14 protein-coding genes and 1 pseudogene are annotated in these 16,176 nt (G+C 67.1%); 5 read left to right on the top strand and 10 right to left on the bottom strand.

Translation table 11 applies throughout. The features are described 5' to 3' along the window. Positions 1-21: 21 nt before the first annotated feature. The 7 genes and pseudogenes from MPSD_RS23255 to MPSD_RS23220 all read right to left on the bottom strand — a co-directional run bounded on the left by MPSD_RS23255 (position 22) and on the right by MPSD_RS23220 (position 9,524). Complete coding sequence (locus tag MPSD_RS23255) at positions 22-624, bottom strand: DUF1707 SHOCT-like domain-containing protein (protein WP_036426299.1); 603 nt, start codon at positions 622-624, stop codon at positions 22-24. Between the two features lie 462 nt (positions 625-1,086). Further along, the gene (locus tag MPSD_RS23245) at positions 1,087-1,860 is read right to left on the bottom strand and encodes an enoyl-CoA hydratase family protein (RefSeq protein WP_020729674.1); all 774 of its coding nucleotides are present in this window, start codon (positions 1,858-1,860) and stop codon (positions 1,087-1,089) included. A gap of 10 nt (positions 1,861-1,870) precedes the next feature. After that, a pseudogene (locus MPSD_RS23240) lies at positions 1,871-3,034 on the bottom strand (acyl-CoA dehydrogenase family protein). Next, positions 3,034-5,016 (bottom strand): acetyl/propionyl/methylcrotonyl-CoA carboxylase subunit alpha, encoded by a 1,983-nt coding sequence (locus MPSD_RS23235; protein WP_086085282.1) that lies wholly within the window; start codon positions 5,014-5,016, stop codon positions 3,034-3,036. Before MPSD_RS23235 ends, MPSD_RS23240 begins: the two are co-directional and overlap by 1 nt. 5 nt (positions 5,017-5,021) lie before the next feature. Next, entirely contained in the window at positions 5,022-6,617 is a 1,596-nt protein-coding gene (locus MPSD_RS23230) for an acyl-CoA carboxylase subunit beta (RefSeq protein WP_086085277.1), read from the bottom strand. 49 nt (positions 6,618-6,666) lie between these two features. Beyond that, on the bottom strand, positions 6,667-7,815 hold the full coding sequence (locus tag MPSD_RS23225) for an acyl-CoA dehydrogenase family protein (RefSeq protein WP_086085276.1): 1,149 nt from the start codon (positions 7,813-7,815) through the stop codon (positions 6,667-6,669). Continuing rightward, a complete protein-coding gene (locus MPSD_RS23220) occupies positions 7,812-9,524 on the bottom strand; it encodes an acyclic terpene utilization AtuA family protein (RefSeq protein ID WP_020786120.1) in 1,713 nt (570 codons plus the stop codon). Before MPSD_RS23220 ends, MPSD_RS23225 begins: the two co-directional genes overlap by 4 nt. A 265-nt stretch (positions 9,525-9,789) precedes the next feature. On the opposite strand from MPSD_RS23220, the gene rpmF reads away from it, so the two are divergent. From rpmF to MPSD_RS23195, 5 genes are all read left to right on the top strand, one after another. Next, the gene (gene rpmF, locus MPSD_RS23215) at positions 9,790-9,963 is read left to right on the top strand and encodes a 50S ribosomal protein L32 (protein ID WP_011742229.1); all 174 of its coding nucleotides are present in this window, start codon (positions 9,790-9,792) and stop codon (positions 9,961-9,963) included. Positions 9,964-10,235: 272 nt separating this feature from the next. Beyond that, positions 10,236-10,928: a two-component system response regulator MprA gene (gene mprA / locus MPSD_RS23210; protein WP_020726450.1), complete on the top strand. Its 693-nt coding sequence runs from the start codon at positions 10,236-10,238 to the stop codon at positions 10,926-10,928. Then, positions 10,928-12,463, top strand: coding sequence for a HAMP domain-containing sensor histidine kinase (locus MPSD_RS23205; protein WP_020786123.1), 1,536 nt, complete (start codon positions 10,928-10,930; stop codon positions 12,461-12,463). Before mprA ends, MPSD_RS23205 begins: the two co-directional genes overlap by 1 nt. Positions 12,464-12,563: 100 nt before the next feature. After that, complete coding sequence (locus MPSD_RS23200) at positions 12,564-14,003, top strand: S1C family serine protease (protein ID WP_086085275.1); 1,440 nt, start codon at positions 12,564-12,566, stop codon at positions 14,001-14,003. Positions 14,004-14,047: 44 nt separating this feature from the next. Beyond that, positions 14,048-14,545 (top strand): MogA/MoaB family molybdenum cofactor biosynthesis protein, encoded by a 498-nt coding sequence (locus MPSD_RS23195; protein ID WP_020786125.1) that lies wholly within the window; start codon positions 14,048-14,050, stop codon positions 14,543-14,545. Between the two features lie 19 nt (positions 14,546-14,564). On the opposite strand, the gene mscL is transcribed toward MPSD_RS23195, so the two are convergent. The 3 genes from mscL to MPSD_RS23180 all read right to left on the bottom strand — a co-directional run bounded on the left by mscL (position 14,565) and on the right by MPSD_RS23180 (position 16,174). Further along, positions 14,565-15,020 (bottom strand): large-conductance mechanosensitive channel protein MscL, encoded by a 456-nt coding sequence (mscL, locus tag MPSD_RS23190; RefSeq protein WP_011742224.1) that lies wholly within the window; start codon positions 15,018-15,020, stop codon positions 14,565-14,567. Positions 15,021-15,096: 76 nt separating this feature from the next. Continuing rightward, positions 15,097-15,771 (bottom strand): SAF domain-containing protein, encoded by a 675-nt coding sequence (locus MPSD_RS23185; protein WP_086085274.1) that lies wholly within the window; start codon positions 15,769-15,771, stop codon positions 15,097-15,099. Between the two features lie 67 nt (positions 15,772-15,838). Continuing rightward, positions 15,839-16,174, bottom strand: a complete 336-nt coding sequence (locus MPSD_RS23180; protein WP_086085273.1) for an FmdB family zinc ribbon protein — start codon at positions 16,172-16,174, stop codon at positions 15,839-15,841. Positions 16,175-16,176 lie beyond the last annotated feature (2 nt).

Below are 16,176 nucleotides of genomic sequence, written 5' to 3'. Positions count from 1 at the left end.
GCGTTTGACCGACTGATGGGTCTACTTGCGCGCCTTGCGTGGTTTGCGTTTGATGCCCACCCCGCCCCAGAACGAGAAGCCCTGAATCTTGACGTTGGGGGCCCCGCGACTGCCCTCGCCCGCGACTTCCCGGTCAAAGTTGCCCATGATTCCGCGGCCGTCGATCTCGACGTTGATCTCGGGCGGCAACAGGATGGTCTGCACGCCCATGATCGAGTAGGCGTGAATTTCGACTTCGGTTGAGGTGAAGTCGGCGTAGCGCAGATCCAATACTCCGCTGCCCCACAGGGTCAAGGTGGTCAGCTTCTTGGGCACGTTCCACCGGCCGCGACGCTCGAACCCGCTCAGCAAGGCCAGCAGCAGAGTCGAAGGTGCCGGGTTGCAGTTGCCGCCGCGGCGCGGACTTACCGCGGCGCCGGGCAGATCGGCGCTCAGCTGGTCCAGCTCCTGATACGTGGTTGCGGCGTAGGCCCTGGTCAATCGGTCTTCATACTCGTTGAGCTGCAGTCGTCCCTGCTCGGCTGCGTATGCCAGCAGCTGTGCGATCTGGATCCGATCGGTATCCGCAGCGAGCGACGAATCGTCGCGCGTGTCCTGTGCGTCACGTCGGGCTGGATTGCTCATCACCCACGAGCCTACGACTTCGCGATTTTGCTGCAAGAGGTGTTGGCTAAACTGCAACGTTCGCGCGGCCGGTGGGCTCTGGTGACCCGGTGCGAAGTGCGCGTTTCTACGGGGCCTGAGATCCGGCGACCGGGCCGCGCGGGGATGGTGATTTGTGATGGCAACGGCGGGGCACGCCGGCTACCCCAGTGTGGCGGATGCGCCGAAGAGTAGGCCGCCGTTGCCCGGGGTACCACCGGTTCCGGCGGATGCGCCGGTGCCGCCGGCTCCACCGTTGCCGCCGCTGCCGCTAAAGCTGGTTCGAGCTCAGCGCGGGCCAGCTCGAGTCGGTCGCGGTGGGTTCCGGCTATCGAGATTCGAGCGGGCATACATGGAGTTTGGTCAATGTATGTTAGTTCGCTGTGCGTCACCAGCCCCGGGCCCGGGGCGGCAGCCTGTCCGGCGGCTTCGGCTGCCGGAGGTTCAGTCGGAGGCCCAGCTGGGTTGGCGTTTCTGCAAGAACGCGAGCATGCCTTCGCGGGCTTCCTCCGAGACGAACAGCCGCGCCGATTCCTCGGTGAGGCGTTCCGCATCACGGTCGAAACCGGCCAGGACGGCCGCGGTGGTCAGTGCCTTCGACGCCGCAAGGCCCTGCGGCGAACCGCGCCCGACATCGGCGATCAGCGCGGCCACCGCGGCCTCCATGTCGTCGGCGGCGATGGTGACCAAACCCATCTCCGCCGCCTCGTCGGCGCCGAACTTCGCTCCGGTCAGGTAGTAGCGGGCGGCCGCCCGCGCCGACAGCTTCGGCAGCAATGTCAGCGAGATGATTGCCGGGGCGACCCCGATCCGGGCTTCGGTCAGCGCAAAGGTGCACGCCGGGCCGGCGACCACGATGTCGCAGGCACCGACCAGGCCGAAGCCTCCGGCGCGCACGTGCCCGTTGATGGCGCCGATCACCGGTCGTGGCGACTCCACAATGGCGCGCAGCACCGTGGTCATTTCCCGGGCCCGCGCGACAGCCAGGTCATAGGGGTCGCCGGAGCCGGCCTCGCTCAAATCCGCGCCAGCGCAGAAGGTGCCGCCGGTGTGCCCGAGCACGACGACCCGAACGCCCGGATCGGCCGCGGCATCCCGCAGCCCCTCATGCAGCTGGGTGACCAGGGTGGTGGACAGGGCGTTGCGGTTGTGCGGGGAGTTCAGCGTCAGACGGGCAACCACGCCGTCACGCGCGTACTCGACGAGACGATCAGCCATCGGTGGGGCCTCAGTAGCTTCGGGGCAGGCCCAGCGACGTCTGCGCGACGAAGTTGAGCACCATTTCACGGCTGATCGGGGGAATCCGGGCCAAGCGCGACGAGGTCAGCATGGCCGCGCCGCCGTACTCCTGGGTCAGCCCGTTGCCGCCCATCGACTGCACGGCCTGATCGACCGAGCGGGCCGACGCCTCCGCCGCCGCGTACTTGGCCATGTTGGCGGCCTCGGCCGCTCCGCCGTCATCGCCGTGGTCATACAGCGTCGCGGCCTTTTGCATCATCAGCTTGGCGAGCTCGACTTCGATGTGGCATTGCGCCAAGGGATGCGCCAACCCCTGGTGGGCGCCGATCGGGGTGGACCACACCTGGCGCGTCTTGACGTAGTCGACGGCCCGGTTCAGTGCGAACCGTCCCATGCCGACCGCGCTGGCCGCACCCATGATGCGCTCGGGATTCAGCCCGGCGAAAAGCTGGGCGATGGCCGCGTCCTGGGCTCCGACCAGCGCGTCGGCGGGCAGCCGCACATCATCGAGGAAAACCTGGAACTGCCGTTCGGGGCTGACCAGTTCCATGTCGATCGCCGTGTAGGTGAAGCCGGGGGTGTCGGTGGGGACCACGAACAGCGCCGGACGCAGCTTCCCGGTCTTGGCTTCCTCGGTGCGTCCCACCACCAGCACCGCCTGGGCTTGGTCAATACCGGAGATTTAGACCTTCTGCCCCTTGATGATCCAGTCGCTGCCGTCACGGCGGGCGGTGGTGGTGATCTTGTGCGAGTTGGATCCGGCTGCGGGCTCGGTGATGGCGAAGGCCATCGTCAGGGTCCCGTCCGCGATGCCGGGAAGCCAGCGCTGCTTCTGCTCGTCGGTGCCGAACTTGCTGATGATGGTGCCGTTGATGGCCGGCGAGACCACCATCAGCAACAGGGCGGAGCCGGCCGCGGCCATTTCCTCCATCACCATCGACAGCTCGTACATGCCGGCGCCGCCGCCGTACTCCTCGGGCAGGTTCACCCCGATGAAGCCGAGTTTGCCGGCTTCCGACCACAGCTCGGTGGTGTGCTCGTGAGCACGAGCCTTCTTCAGGTAGTACTCGTGGCCGTAGTTGGACGCCCATTCCGATACCGCCTTGCGTAGCGCCCGGCGGTCCTCATTCTCGATGAAGCTGGTGTCGGTCATCACGAATCTCCTTCTGCTTCAGGCGCTTCCACTCTGGCTAGGACGGCGCCGACGTCGACTTGTTGGCCGGTTTGGACGTTGAGCTGGGTAAGTACGCCATCGGTCGGGGCGCTGATGGTGTGCTCCATCTTCATCGCTTCCAACCAGATCAGTGGCTGACCGGCGGTGACGGTATCGCCAACATCGGCGCCCAACCGGATGACGTTGCCCGGCATGGGTGCCACCAGCGATCCTTGTTCGACGGCCGAACCCGGCTCCGGGAAGCGGGGCAGCGCAACCAGGTGCACCGGGCCGCTGGGGGAATCGACGAAGACGTCCTGGCCGTAGCTCGCGACCGTGAAGCGTCGGGCCACCCCGTTTTCGCCGGCCAGCACCACCTCGTTGGGTGTCGCCGATACCAGCCGCACCGAGTCGTCACCGGCAATCTGGAGTCCCGTTCTGGTGAATCGGTATTCGATGCGGTACTCGACGTCACCGCCGTCGCGGTAGGTCTTGACCTGATAGCCCGACGCCACGTTGCGCCAGCCGCTGGGAATGGATCCGAACACCGTCGCGGTTGCCCGGTTGTGGGCGGCGTCGGCGAGGGCCGCGGCGATCGCCGACAAGCGGATGTTGTCCGCGTCGGCCAGCGGCGCGGCCAGTTCGGCCAACCCGTGGGTGTCGAAGAATGCTGTGTCAGTAGCGCTGTCGAGAAACGCCGGATGCCGCAGCACGTTCACCAACAGCTCACGGTTGGTGCGCAGCCCATGCAGGTGGGCGCGGGCCAGCGCATCGGCGAGTACCAGTGCGGACTGCCGGCGCGTGGGGGCGTAGGAGATGACCTTGGCCAGCATGGGGTCGTAATGGATGGACACCACCGAGCCGTCGACAATCCCGGAATCCAGCCGAATTCCGGTGCGCTGTCCCAGCGTGGCGAATTCGGCTCGGACCGACGGCACCTCGATGGTGTGCATCGCGCCCGCCTGCGGCTGCCAGCCCTGCGCGGGATCCTCGGCGTAGAGGCGGGCCTCGATGGAATGACCATGGGCGGGCGGAGGTTCCGCCTCGAGACGGCCACCGTCGGCCACCGCGAGCTGCAGTTCAACCAGATCCAGGCCGGTGGTCTCCTCGGTGACCGGATGCTCGACCTGCAGTCGGGTGTTCATCTCCAGGAAGTAGAACTCGCCCGCATCGTCGGCGAGGAACTCCACGGTGCCGGCGCCGGTGTAGCCGATGGCTTCCGCGGCCAGCCGGGCCGCGTCGAACAGCTTGGCCCGCATCCCCGGGATGCGCTGCACCAAGGGGGAGGGTGCCTCTTCGATGATCTTCTGGTGGCGACGCTGAATGGAGCATTCGCGTTCCCCGACGGCCCACACGGTGCCGTGGGTGTCGGCCATCACCTGAACCTCGATGTGGTGCCCGGTGGGTAGGTAACGCTCGCAGAACACGGTCGGGTCACCGAATGCGGACTGCGCCTCGCGGCGGGCGGCCTCGACTTCGGCGGGCAGGGCCGACAATTCGCGGACCACACGCATGCCGCGACCACCGCCGCCGGCTGAAGCCTTGACGAGCACCGGCAGCTGTGCCGCGGTGACGGTCTCGGGGTCGAGTTCGTCGAGCACCGGCACACCGGCGGCGGCCATCAGCTTCTTGGACTCGATCTTGGAGCCCATCGCGCGCACCGCGTCCACCGGCGGCCCGATCCAGGTCAGGCCCGCCGCGGTGACGGCGGCGGCGAACTCGGGATTCTCCGAAAGGAATCCGTAGCCGGGGTGGATCGCGTCGGCGCCCGCCGCACGGGCGGCGGCGATGATGGCCTCGGCGTTGAGATAGTCGTTGGTCTGCGCCAGCCGCACCCGGGCGTCGGACTCGGCGACATGCGGCGCGGCCGCATCCGGGTCGGTATAGACGGCGACGGTGCCCAGGCCGAGCCGGCGGCAGGTGGCGAACACCCGCCGAGCGATCTCGCCGCGGTTGGCAACTAGCACTCGAGTGATAGACATCGGCATCACATCCGGAAGACGCCGAAGTTCGACGTCCCCTTGATCGGGCCATTGGCAATGGCGGACAAACACATTCCCAGTACGGTGCGGGTGTCGCGCGGGTCGATCACCCCATCGTCATAAAGCATTCCGGACAGCACTAGCGGCAGCGACTCCGCTTCGATCTGGCCCTCGACGGCCGCGCGCATCGCGGCGTCGGCGGCCTCGTCGACCTGCTGGCCGCGAGCCTCCGCGGCCGCTCGCGCCACGATCGACAGCACGCCCGAGAGCTGCGCACCGCCCATGACCGCGGATTTGGCACTGGGCCAGGCGAACAGGAAGCGCGGGTCATAGGCGCGCCCACACATGCCGTAGTGACCGGCACCGTAGGAGGCGCCGAGTAGCAGGGAGATGTGCGGGACCTTCGAGTTGGACACGGCGTTGATCATCATCGAGCCGTGCTTGATCATGCCGCCTTCTTCGTAGTCCTTGCCCACCATGTAGCCGGTGGTGTTGTGCAAGAACAGCAGTGGCGTGTCGGCGCGGTTGGCCAGCTGGATGAACTGGGTGGCCTTCTGTGACTCCTCGCTGAACAGCACGCCGCGGGCGTTGGCCAGGATGCCCACCGGGTAGCCGTGCAGCCGGGCCCAGCCGGTGATCAGCGACGACCCGTACAGCGGCTTGAATTCGTCGAATTCGGAGCCGTCGACGATGCGGGCGATCACTTCACGGGGATCGAAGGGGACGCGCAGATCCGAGGGCACGATGCCGATCAGCTCCTCGGCATCGAAGAGCGGCTCGGTCACCGGCGCGGGGGCTGGGCCCTGTTTGACCCAGTTCAGCCGAGCCACGATGCGGCGCCCAATGCGGATCGCGTCGAGCTCGTCGACGGCAAAGTAATCGGCCAAACCAGATATGCGGGCGTGCATTTCGGCGCCACCGAGCGACTCATCATCGGACTCCTCGCCGGTGGCCATCTTCACCAGCGGGGGACCGGCCAAGAACACCTTGGACCGCTCCTTGATCATCACCACGTGATCGGACATCCCGGGCACGTAGGCGCCACCAGCCGTCGAGTTTCCGAATACCAGTGCAATCGTGGGAATCCCGGCCGCGGACAGCCGGGTCAGATCGCGGAACATCCGCCCGCCGGGGATGAAGATCTCCTTCTGGGTGGGCAGGTCCGCCCCGCCGGATTCCACCAGCGAGACGACGGGAAGCCGGTTCTCGAAGGCGATCTGGTTGGCCCGCAGGATCTTCTTCAACGTCCACGGATTGCTGGTGCCGCCTTTGACCGTCGGGTCGTTGGCGACGATCATGCACTCGACCCCCGCCACCACCCCGATGCCGGTAACGGTGCTGGCGCCGACCTTGAACGCGCTGCCCCAGGCGGCCAGGGGGCTAAGCTCCAGAAAAGGGGAATCCGGGTCGACGAGCAACTCGATGCGTTCCCGGGGAGTCAGCTTGCCGCGGGCATGGTGGCGGTCAACGTACTTGGGCCCGCCGCCCGCCAGCGCGTTGGCGAGTTCGGCGTCGATCTCATCGAGCTTCGTGGTTGCGGCCGAAGCCGCCTCGCTGAAGGCGGCCCCGTTCGGGTCGAGTGTGGAGCGCAATACGGTCACGCGCACCGCCTGCGGTGGCGGGCGAACCGGTGGCGAACTGGTGTTGCAATCATGATTGATACCCCAGGAGTTTGGCGGCCAGTGCGGTCAGGATTTCGGTGGTGCCACCGCCAATGCCCAGGATTTGCATGTCCCGGTATTGGCGTTCGATTTCGGATTCGGCCATATAGCCCATGCCGCCGAACAGCTGAACGGCTTGATTGGCTACCCATTCGCCGGCCTCGACGGCGGTGTTCTTGGCGAAGCAGACCTGCGGGATCAGGTCGTGCTCGCCGGCGAGTTGGCGCTCCACCACGCTGCGCGAGTAGACCCGGGCGACGTCGATGCGGCGGGCCATCTCGGCCAGCGTGTTCTGCACCGATTGGCGCGAGATCAGTGGGCGGCCGAATGTTTCCCGGTCGCGGCACCATTGCACGGTGATGTCCAGGCATCGCTGCGCGCTCGAATACGCCTGTGCGGCAAGCGCGATGCGCTCGGAGACAAACGCCTGCGCGATCTGGGCGAAGCCGCTGTTCTCGGCGCCGACGAGGTTGGCCGCGGGAACCCGCGCATCGGTGTAGGACAGCTCGGCGGTGTCCGAGGAGCGCCAGCCCATCTTGTCCAGCTTGCGGCTGACAACGAACCCCGGGATGCCCTTTTCCACGACCAACAGCGAAACCCCACCGGCTCCGGGGCCTCCGGTGCGGACCGCGGTGACCACGAAGTCGGCGCGTACTCCGGAGGTGATGTAGGTCTTGGCGCCGTTGACGATGAAGTGGTCACCTTCGCGCACCGCGCTGGTCCGCAGATGCCTCACATCCGAGCCGCCGCCGGGTTCGGTGATGGCAAGCGCGCCGATTTTGTTCCCGGCCAGCGTGGGCCGAACGAACTCCTCGATCAGTCGCTCATCGCCCGAGGCAATCATGTGCGGCACCGCGATACCGCAGGTGAACAGCGATGCGAAAACCCCACCCGGGGCACCCGATTGGTGCATCTGTTCGCAGATGATCACCGAGTCGGCGCCGTCGCCGCCGCCCCCGCCAGCGGATTCGGGCAGTCCGGCGCCCAACAGGCCGGCCGCCCCGGCGCGGCGATGCAGGTCACGGGGCAACTCGCCGGTGCGTTCCCATTCGTCGATGTGCGGTAGCACTTCCCGCTCGGCGAATGAGCGCACCGACTTGCGCAACTCTTCGCGCTCGGGGGTGTTCCAGATGCTCATAGGAGGCTCTCCGGGATATCGAGGTGGCGGCTGCGCAGCCATTCGCCCAGCCCTTTGGCTTGCGGGTCGAATCGCGCCTGATAGGCCACGCCTTGACCGAGAATCCCCTCGATGACGAAGTTCAGCGCCCGCAGGTTGGGCAACGCGTAGCGGGTGACTTGCAGATTGGCCGCCTCGGGCAGCAGTTCCTTGAGCAGTTCCACGGTCAGCGTGTTGGCCAGCCAGCGCCACTGCTCGTCGGTGCGCACCCATAGTCCGACGTTGGCCGACCCGCCCTTGTCCCCGCTGCGGGCGCCGGCAATCAGGCCCAGCGGTACCCGTCGGGTCGGGCCGGTGGGCAGCGGATCGGGCAAGGCCGGGGGATCGACCGATTCCAGTTCCAGGGTCTCGGTGGCGCAGGGGATATCGGTGCGCGTGCCGTCGGCGTGCACGGCGATGTGTGGCACCAGCTTGGCGTCCACGTAGCCGGGCACGAACACCCCATACACCTGGCCGTCGCCCGGGGGCGCGGTCGAGGTGAATCCGGGGTAGCTGGCCAACGCCAATTCCACCGCGGCCGAGGAGAATTTGCGGCCCACATTGGCGGGGTCGGGGTCACGGACCACGCAGTGCAGCAGGGCGCCGGCGGCTTCCTCGGTGTCGGCGTCGACGTGGTCGGTGCGGGCCAGGGTCCATTCCAGTTCGGCGGGTTTGACGGTCAGGGTGGCCTCGAGCTGGCGTTGCACGAGCTCGGCCTTGGCCTCGATGTTCAGACCCGTCAAGACGAACGTCATGGCGTTGCGGAACCCGCCGATGCTGTTCAGCGACACCTTCAGGGCCTGTGGGGGCGCTTCGCCGATCACGCCGCCGATGCGCACCCGATCCGGGCCATCGCTGGACAGCTGGATGGTGTCCATCCGGGCCGTCACGTCCGGATTGGCGTAGCGGGCGCCGGATATCTCGTAGAGCAGTTGTGCGGTGACGGTGTCTGGGCTGACCAGCCCACCGGTGCCGGGGTGTTTGGTGATCACCGAGGTGCCGTCGGCGCTGACCTCGGCCAGCGGGAAGCCGGCGTAGGTCAGATCGGGGACCTCGGTGAAGAAGGCGTAGTTGCCGCCGGTGGCCTGGACCCCGCATTCGATGACATGGCCGGCCACCACGGCGCCGGCCAGCTGGTTGTAGTCGGTGCGGCCCCAGCCGAAGTGCGCCGCCGCGGATCCGACGATCACCGAGGCGTCGGTGACCCGGCCGGTGACCACGACGTCGGCCCCGCTGTTGAGGCAATCGACGATGCCCCACGCGCCCAGGTAGGCGTTGGCTGTCAGCGGTGTGCCCAGGCCGAGTTCGGCCGCGCGGGGCGCCAGATCGTCGCCTTCCACGTGGGCGATGCGGGCGCCGATGCCCAGGCGCTCGGCTAGGGCCCTGATCGCATCGGCCAGCCCGGCGGGATTGAGGCCGCCGGCGTTGGCGACGATGCGCACTCCGCGATCGTGGGCCAGTCCCAGGCAGTCTTCGAGCTGGGCCAGGAAGGTCTTGGCGTAGCCGCGCTCGGGGTTCTTCATCCGGTCGCGGCCCAGGATCAGCATGGTCAGTTCGGCCAGGTAGTCGCCGGTGAGGTAGTCCACCTCGCCGCCGGTGAGCATTTCGCGCATCGCCGAGAGACGGTCCCCGTAGAAACCGGAACAGTTCGCGATGCGTACGGCGCCGGACGCATCAGAACGAGACGCCATCCGCGTCCTCCTTCATCGGGGTTACCGGTGGGCAGGGTTTGCCGGTGCGTGAACCAACCAACCGGTGGGTCAGCATAGCGGGACTCCTGCCACGGTGTGATACCCGCCTCACTCGGTGCGCGAACACGGCGGATCCGGCGGTGCCCGGTTTTGGCAACCAGCAGGTCACCGACTATCGTTGACGTCATTCGTCGCCGCTGTGCCGATTGGCCATGCCGTGCGACATGTTGAACCCGAAACCCCGACCGAGGAGTTAGGTCCGACCATGGCCACACCAAAGCGCAGGATGTCGCGCGCGAATACTCGAAGCCGGCGCTCGCAGTGGAAGGCCACCAAGGCCGAACTCGTCGGCGTCACCGTTGGCGGTCAGAAGCACAAGGTGCCTCGCCGGCTGCTCAAGGCGGCCCGGCTCGGTCTCATCGATCTCGACCGTCGATAGCCCGATTACCCTGGGCCATCGCGCCTGGGTGTCTCTGTCCTCTTAGCGGCGACTGCCGTCGCTGCTGAGTGGGCGCAACCCGGCCCCTTCCTAGTGGGGCCAATGTGGCGGTTGTGATACGGCGCGGCATGACGGCCGCGCGGTGCATCGATGCCGGCTGCCTGGCGGCGCTGGCAAACCGTTGGTTATTGATCCCGATCAAATTGTGACGCTGTCGTCATTTCGGCGCGCCTCTCAGGCCGCTCTCAGGCGTTAGGACGAAACTAATGTCCGTGCGGATACTTGTCGTCGACGACGATCGCGCGGTGCGCGAGTCGCTGCGCAGGTCGCTTTCCTTCAATGGCTACACGGTTGAGCTGGCACACGATGGTGTGGAAGCTCTCGAGATGATTGCCAGTGATCGGCCTGACGCGTTGGTGCTGGACGTCATGATGCCGCGACTGGATGGCTTGGAGGTATGCCGTCAACTTCGCAGCACCGGTGATGATCTGCCCATTCTCGTGCTGACCGCCCGGGATTCCGTCTCCGAACGGGTCGCGGGGCTCGATGCCGGCGCGGATGACTACCTGCCGAAGCCGTTCGCGCTGGAAGAGCTGTTGGCGCGGATGCGCGCGTTGCTGCGCCGCACCAAGCCCGAAGACGACGAAGCCGCCGATTCGGTAGCCATGACGTTCTCCGACCTGAGCCTGGACCCGGTGACCCGGGAGGTGACCCGCGGGGCGCGGCGCATCAGCCTCACCCGAACCGAGTTCGCCCTGCTGGAGATGCTGATCGCCAACCCGCGACGGGTGCTGACCCGCAGCCGCATCCTCGAAGAGGTGTGGGGCTTCGACTTTCCCACGTCCGGCAACGCGCTCGAGGTCTACGTGGGCTACCTGCGGCGTAAAACCGAGGCCGAGGGCGAGCCGCGGCTGATCCACACCGTGCGCGGGGTGGGTTACGTGCTACGCGAAACGCCACCCTGATGGCGGGATTCCGTCGCGGACCGCGCGCACCGCTGCGTGCCACCAGCTCGCTGTCGCTGCGCTGGCGGGTGATGCTGCTGGCGATGTCCATGGTGGCGATGGTCGTGGTGCTGATGTCCTTCGCCGTCTATGCGGTGATCTCCGCCGCCCTTTACAGCGACATCGACAACCAGCTGCAGAGCCGGGCGCAGTTGTTGATCGCCAGCGGCTCGCTGGCCGCCGATCCGGGCAAAGCCATCGAGGGCACCGCCTACTCGGATGTGAACGCGATGCTGGTGAACCCGGGCCGGTCGATCTACACGGCCAACCAGCCGGGGCAGACCCTGCCGGTCGGGGCGCCGGAGAAAGCGGTGATCCACGGGGATCTGTTCTTGTCCCGGCGCACCGTGTCCGATCAGCGCGTGCTTGCGATCCATCTGCCCAACGGCAGCTCGCTGCTGATCTCCAAGAGTTTGAAACCGACCGAAGCGGTCATGACAAAGCTGCGCGCCGTGCTGCTGATCGTTGGTGGCGTTGGCGTCGCGGTCGCCGCCGTGGCCGGTGGAATGGTGACCAGGGCCGGGTTGCGCCCGGTGGGTCGGCTTACCGAAGCGGCCGAGCGGGTCGCCCGCACCGACGACCTGCGGCCCATCCCGGTTTTCGGCAGCGACGAGTTGGCCAGGCTTACCGAGGCATTCAACTTGATGCTGCGAGCGCTGGCCGAGTCCCGGGAACGGCAGGCGCGGCTGGTCTCCGACGCCGGCCACGAGTTGCGTACCCCGCTGACTTCGCTGCGCACCAATGTCGAGCTGCTGATGGCGTCGATGGAGCCCGGCGCGCCACGCCTGCCGGAGCAGGAGATGGTTGGCTTGCGCGAGGATGTGGTCGCCCAGATCGAGGAATTGTCCACTCTGGTGGGCGACCTAGTCGACCTGACCCGTGGCGATGCCGGTGTCGTGGTGCACGAACCCGTCGACATGGCCGAGGTGGTCGACCGCAGCCTGGAGCGAGTCCGGCGCCGTCGCAACGACATCCACTTCGACGTCGATGTCGTCGGTTGGCAGGTCTACGGCGATGCGGCCGGGTTGTCGCGGGCGGCACTGAATTTGATGGATAACGCCGCCAAATGGAGTCCGCCGGGCGGCCGGGTGGGCATCCGGCTGCGCCAGCTTGATCCATCGCACGCGGAGCTGGTGGTGTCCGACAACGGGCCGGGCATTTCCCCGCAGGAGCGTCGTCTGGTCTTCGAGAGGTTCTACCGGTCCACTTCGGCGCGGGCGATGCCGGGCTCGGGCCTGGGGCTGGCCATCGTCAAGCAGGTGGTGCTCAATCACGGGGGATCGCTGCGCATCGAAGACACCGTCCCGGGCGGTCAGCCGCCCGGAACAGCAATCTGCATGCTGTTGCCTGGGCGCCCGATGCCGGATTCGGCCTACCCGGCGGCCCCCGATGACAAAAAAACCGAGCCCGTAGACACCCGCGGCGCCAATGGCGCGAACTCTCGGGGTTCGGCGAACGTTATCTCAGTGGATTCTCAGTCCGCGCGCGCAAGGTAGTTGTGCAGTTACTGTTGACCATCAAGCCCATGCAAGCAGCGCATGGCTGGAAAATCGAGGGCCAAACAAAGCCCGAGCAGAGGAAGAGCGACTTAGCGACATGACGAATCACCCGAGGTATTCGCCACCGCCGCAGCAGCCGGGATATCGTACCGCGCCTAACCAGCCAGTGCCGCCCGCTTATGCCCAGGGGCCGCAGCAAAATTACAACCCGCAGTTCGACTGGCGCTATCACCAGTCCCGCCCGCAGCCGCGCCCGCCCTACGAGGGTGTGAGCGGTATCGGGCCGGGCCTACTGCCGCCCGCCACCGGTCCGGGACCGATCCCGCCCGACACCGGGCCGGGCCCGATCCCCGGCGGCACGGGGCCGGGGCCGATTCCCGGCATGCTGCCACCGATGGCGCCCCCTCCCAACGTAATTCGCGAACGTCGACCCCGGGCCGGAATGTTGGTCATGGGTGCGGTGGTGATCGCGGTGGTGTCCGCCGGTATCGGCGGTGCGGCCGCATCGATCATCGAACTCAACCGCTCGCCGGCAACGAGCAGCGGTCGTGAAATGGTTGCCAGCGGGGCTCCGAGTGTCCCCGCAGCAAACATGCCGCCGGGTTCGGTGGAGCAGGTGGCCGCCAAAGTGCTGCCCAGCGTCGTGATGCTGGAAACCGACGTGGGCCGCCAGTCCGAAGAGGGTTCGGGCATCATCTTGTCGGCCGACGGATTGGTCATGACCAACAACCACGTGGTGGCCGCCGCCGCCAAGCCGCCCGCCGGTGCGCCGGAGCCCAAGACCACGGTCACGCTCTATGACGGGCGTACCGCGTCGTTCACCGTGGTCGGGGCCGACCCCACCAGCGATATCGCCGTCGTCCGGGTGTCCGGGGTCAGTGGCCTGACCCCGATTGCGCTGGGATCGTCGGCGGACCTGCGGGTCGGCCAGCCGTTGCTGGCGATCGGATCCCCGCTGGGCCTGGCCGGCACCGTGACCACGGGAATCGTCAGCGCCCTCAACCGTCCGGTGTCCACCACCGGTGAGTCGGGTAACCAGAACACCGTGCTGGATGCCATCCAGACCGACGCCGCGATCAACCCGGGTAACTCCGGTGGCGCGCTGGTCAACATGAACGCTCAACTGGTGGGCATCAACTCGGCCATCGCCACGCTGGGCGCGGACTCCGGCGATGCCCAAAGTGGTTCCATCGGCCTGGGCTTCGCGATTCCGGTCGACCAGGCCAAGCGCATCGCCGACGAGTTGATCAGCACCGGCAAGGCATCACACGCCTCGCTGGGTGTGCAGGTGACCACCGACAAGGGGGTACCCGGCGCCAAGGTTGTCGAGGTGGTGCAGGGCGGTGCGGCCGCGACCGCCGGGTTGCCCAAGGGCGTTGTCGTCACCAAGGTCGATGACCGGGCGATCACCAGCGCCGACGCGCTGGTCGCCGCGGTGCGGTCCAAGGCGCCGGGTGACAAGGTGTCGCTGACCTTCCAGGATCCCGACGGCAGTACTCGTACCGTGCAAGTCACCCTCGGCAAGGCGGAACAGTGAACGCCGATGCACAGCTGTCCGACCTCGGATATAGCGTTGCACCCATGGAACAGGGTGCGGAGTTAGTAGTCGGCCGGGCACTCGTCGTCGTCGTGGACGACCGCACCGCGCACGGCGATGAGGATCACAGCGGGCCGCTGGTCACCGAGCTGCTCACCGAGGCCGGTTTCGTCGTCGACGGGGTGGTTGCGGTTGAGGCCGACGAGGTCGACATCCGAAACGCGTTGAACACCGCGGTGATTGGCGGGGTGGACCTGGTGGTATCGGTGGGCGGCACCGGTGTGACGCCGCGTGACGTCACCCCGGAGGCCACCCGCGAGATTCTGGACCGCGAAATTCTGGGTATTGCCGAGGCCATCCGGGCCTCGGGATTGTCCGCCGGAATCACCGACGCCGGGCTCTCACGTGGCTTGGCCGGGGTATCCGGGAGCACGTTGGTGATCAACCTGGCCGGGTCCCGCTATGCCGTGCGGGATGGGATGGCGACGCTGAATCCGTTGGCCGCCCACATCATCGGCCAACTGTCGAGTCTGGAGATCTAGGCCCGGGCCCGGTGACGGGTCAGGTGTCCGCGCGGGGTCCGTAGTTCGGCGGGGGCGTCCCGGCTGTCCCCGGGGCCTCGTGCCGGCCGGACGAGTTGGAGTTCGTCTGTGCGAGCAAGTCGCGGATTTCGGTGAGCAGGACGATTTGGGCGTCGTCGGCCTGCTCGACCTCACCCTTCTTGCGCAACGTGTTGTAGGGCACCACCACCAGGAAATAGACCACCCCGGCGACCAGGATGAAGTTGATGGTGGCCGACAGCAATACGTTCAAGTCGATGCTCTGGCCGCGGCCGATGCCGATCTTCAAGATGCCCAGATCGGACTGCTCGTTGACGCCCACCCGGTTGATCAGCGGCGTGATGATGCTGTCGGTGAACCTGGTGACCAGCGCCGTGAATGCCGTACCGATGACCACGGCGACGGCCAGGTCGACGATATTGCCCCGCGAGAGAAACTCCTTGAACCCTTTGAGCATTGGGATGTCCCTTCAGGAATGGACCGAGACTGGACCGCGTTTGCTGTCGATCACCTGTCCAACGGCGGCGAGCTGCTCAGTGCAGGGTCAGGGTGAGAGTCTGCCCAAGCGCAGAGCCCGCCACCATGTTCGCCAGGCGAGCCGGCAGCGCAACCAACACTACGCGGTGAGCGTGCGTTTGTAGCTCCTGCTTGGCCGACACCAGCACGACGACGGCGTCGGTGGCCACGACCTTCGCGGCCGGTGGGGAGAGCTGATTGGCCGCCGGCGCGTCGGTGGGCGGCGCGGCCAGGACGTCCACGACGTCGCCGACCCGGATCAGATCGATCAGCGCACTGTCGGCCAGATGCAGCGGCACGACCCGGGCGCCGGGGCCGGCGGTGGACTCGGCCAGCCGGCTGCCCAGGATTCGGACGTCGGTGAGCACCTCGCCGCGCCGGGTGGGGCTGGCCAGTGTCGCCCCGACCAATGCGCCCACATCGGTTTGGGATCCGTCGGGAAGGGTTGCGGCCGAACGCGTTTCCAGGCGGACGTCCGCGATGGTCAACGGTGTGCCCGGCGACAGGTCACGCGCGGCAACCACCACCTCGCAGAGGTTGGTGTCAGGGCTGGGCCACAGGGCGGCGACGGCGGCCAGCACGACCAGAACGCCCGCGACAACGCGGCGGGCCAGGACGGTCCGGGTCCACTCGGGACGCACCGACACCGCTATGCGGCTGAGCAGGGTTGGGTTCAGCGAGGGATCCGCCACGGTGCAAACGGTAGGCGGGTGGCGGGGCGGCCGGGTGCCGGTCAGACGGCTCCCTGTGGATGACCCGCTAGCTCGAGGTGCTGGCTGCGGCCGGGGTGGCGCTGCTTGTCGACTTCTCCTTGGAGCTCGACGACGTGCTCGACGTCTTGGCGTCGCTCGACCCGGAGCTGCTGGAAGATTCGCTCGACGACGACCCGCCGCTGGAGCTCTTCGATTTCTTTGTCGCTTCGCGGCTATCGGTGCGGTAGAAACCGCTGCCCTTGAACAGGACGCCAACTGCGTGGAACAGCTTGCGCAGCCGACCGGAGCATTCCTCGCACGTGGTGAGCGAGTCGTCGGTGAACGACTGCACAACGTCGAAGCGGTTGCTGCACTCAGTGCACTCGTAGCTGTAGGTCGGCACAG

Source organism: Mycobacterium pseudoshottsii JCM 15466 (assembly GCF_003584745.1).
In the GTDB taxonomy this organism is placed as follows: domain Bacteria; phylum Actinomycetota; class Actinomycetes; order Mycobacteriales; family Mycobacteriaceae; genus Mycobacterium; species Mycobacterium marinum.
Note: the sequence above shows the minus strand (reverse complement) of the source record. Positions and strands in the feature narration are given on the sequence as shown.

Coding starts and splice junctions, on each gene's coding strand:
- MPSD_RS23255 (WP_036426299.1), bottom strand. CDS start 624: ATGAGCAATCCAGCCCGACGTGACGCACAGGACACGCGCGACGATTCG.
- MPSD_RS23245 (WP_020729674.1), bottom strand. CDS start 1,860: ATGGCTGATCGTCTCGTCGAGTACGCGCGTGACGGCGTGGTTGCCCGT.
- MPSD_RS23235 (WP_086085282.1), bottom strand. CDS start 5,016: ATGTCTATCACTCGAGTGCTAGTTGCCAACCGCGGCGAGATCGCTCGG.
- MPSD_RS23225 (WP_086085276.1), bottom strand. CDS start 7,815: ATGAGCATCTGGAACACCCCCGAGCGCGAAGAGTTGCGCAAGTCGGTG.
- MPSD_RS23220 (WP_020786120.1), bottom strand. CDS start 9,524: ATGGCGTCTCGTTCTGATGCGTCCGGCGCCGTACGCATCGCGAACTGT.
- rpmF (WP_011742229.1), top strand. CDS start 9,790: ATGGCCACACCAAAGCGCAGGATGTCGCGCGCGAATACTCGAAGCCGG.
- MPSD_RS23205 (WP_020786123.1), top strand. CDS start 10,928: ATGGCGGGATTCCGTCGCGGACCGCGCGCACCGCTGCGTGCCACCAGC.
- MPSD_RS23200 (WP_086085275.1), top strand. CDS start 12,564: ATGACGAATCACCCGAGGTATTCGCCACCGCCGCAGCAGCCGGGATAT.
- MPSD_RS23195 (WP_020786125.1), top strand. CDS start 14,048: ATGGAACAGGGTGCGGAGTTAGTAGTCGGCCGGGCACTCGTCGTCGTC.
- mscL (WP_011742224.1), bottom strand. CDS start 15,020: ATGCTCAAAGGGTTCAAGGAGTTTCTCTCGCGGGGCAATATCGTCGAC.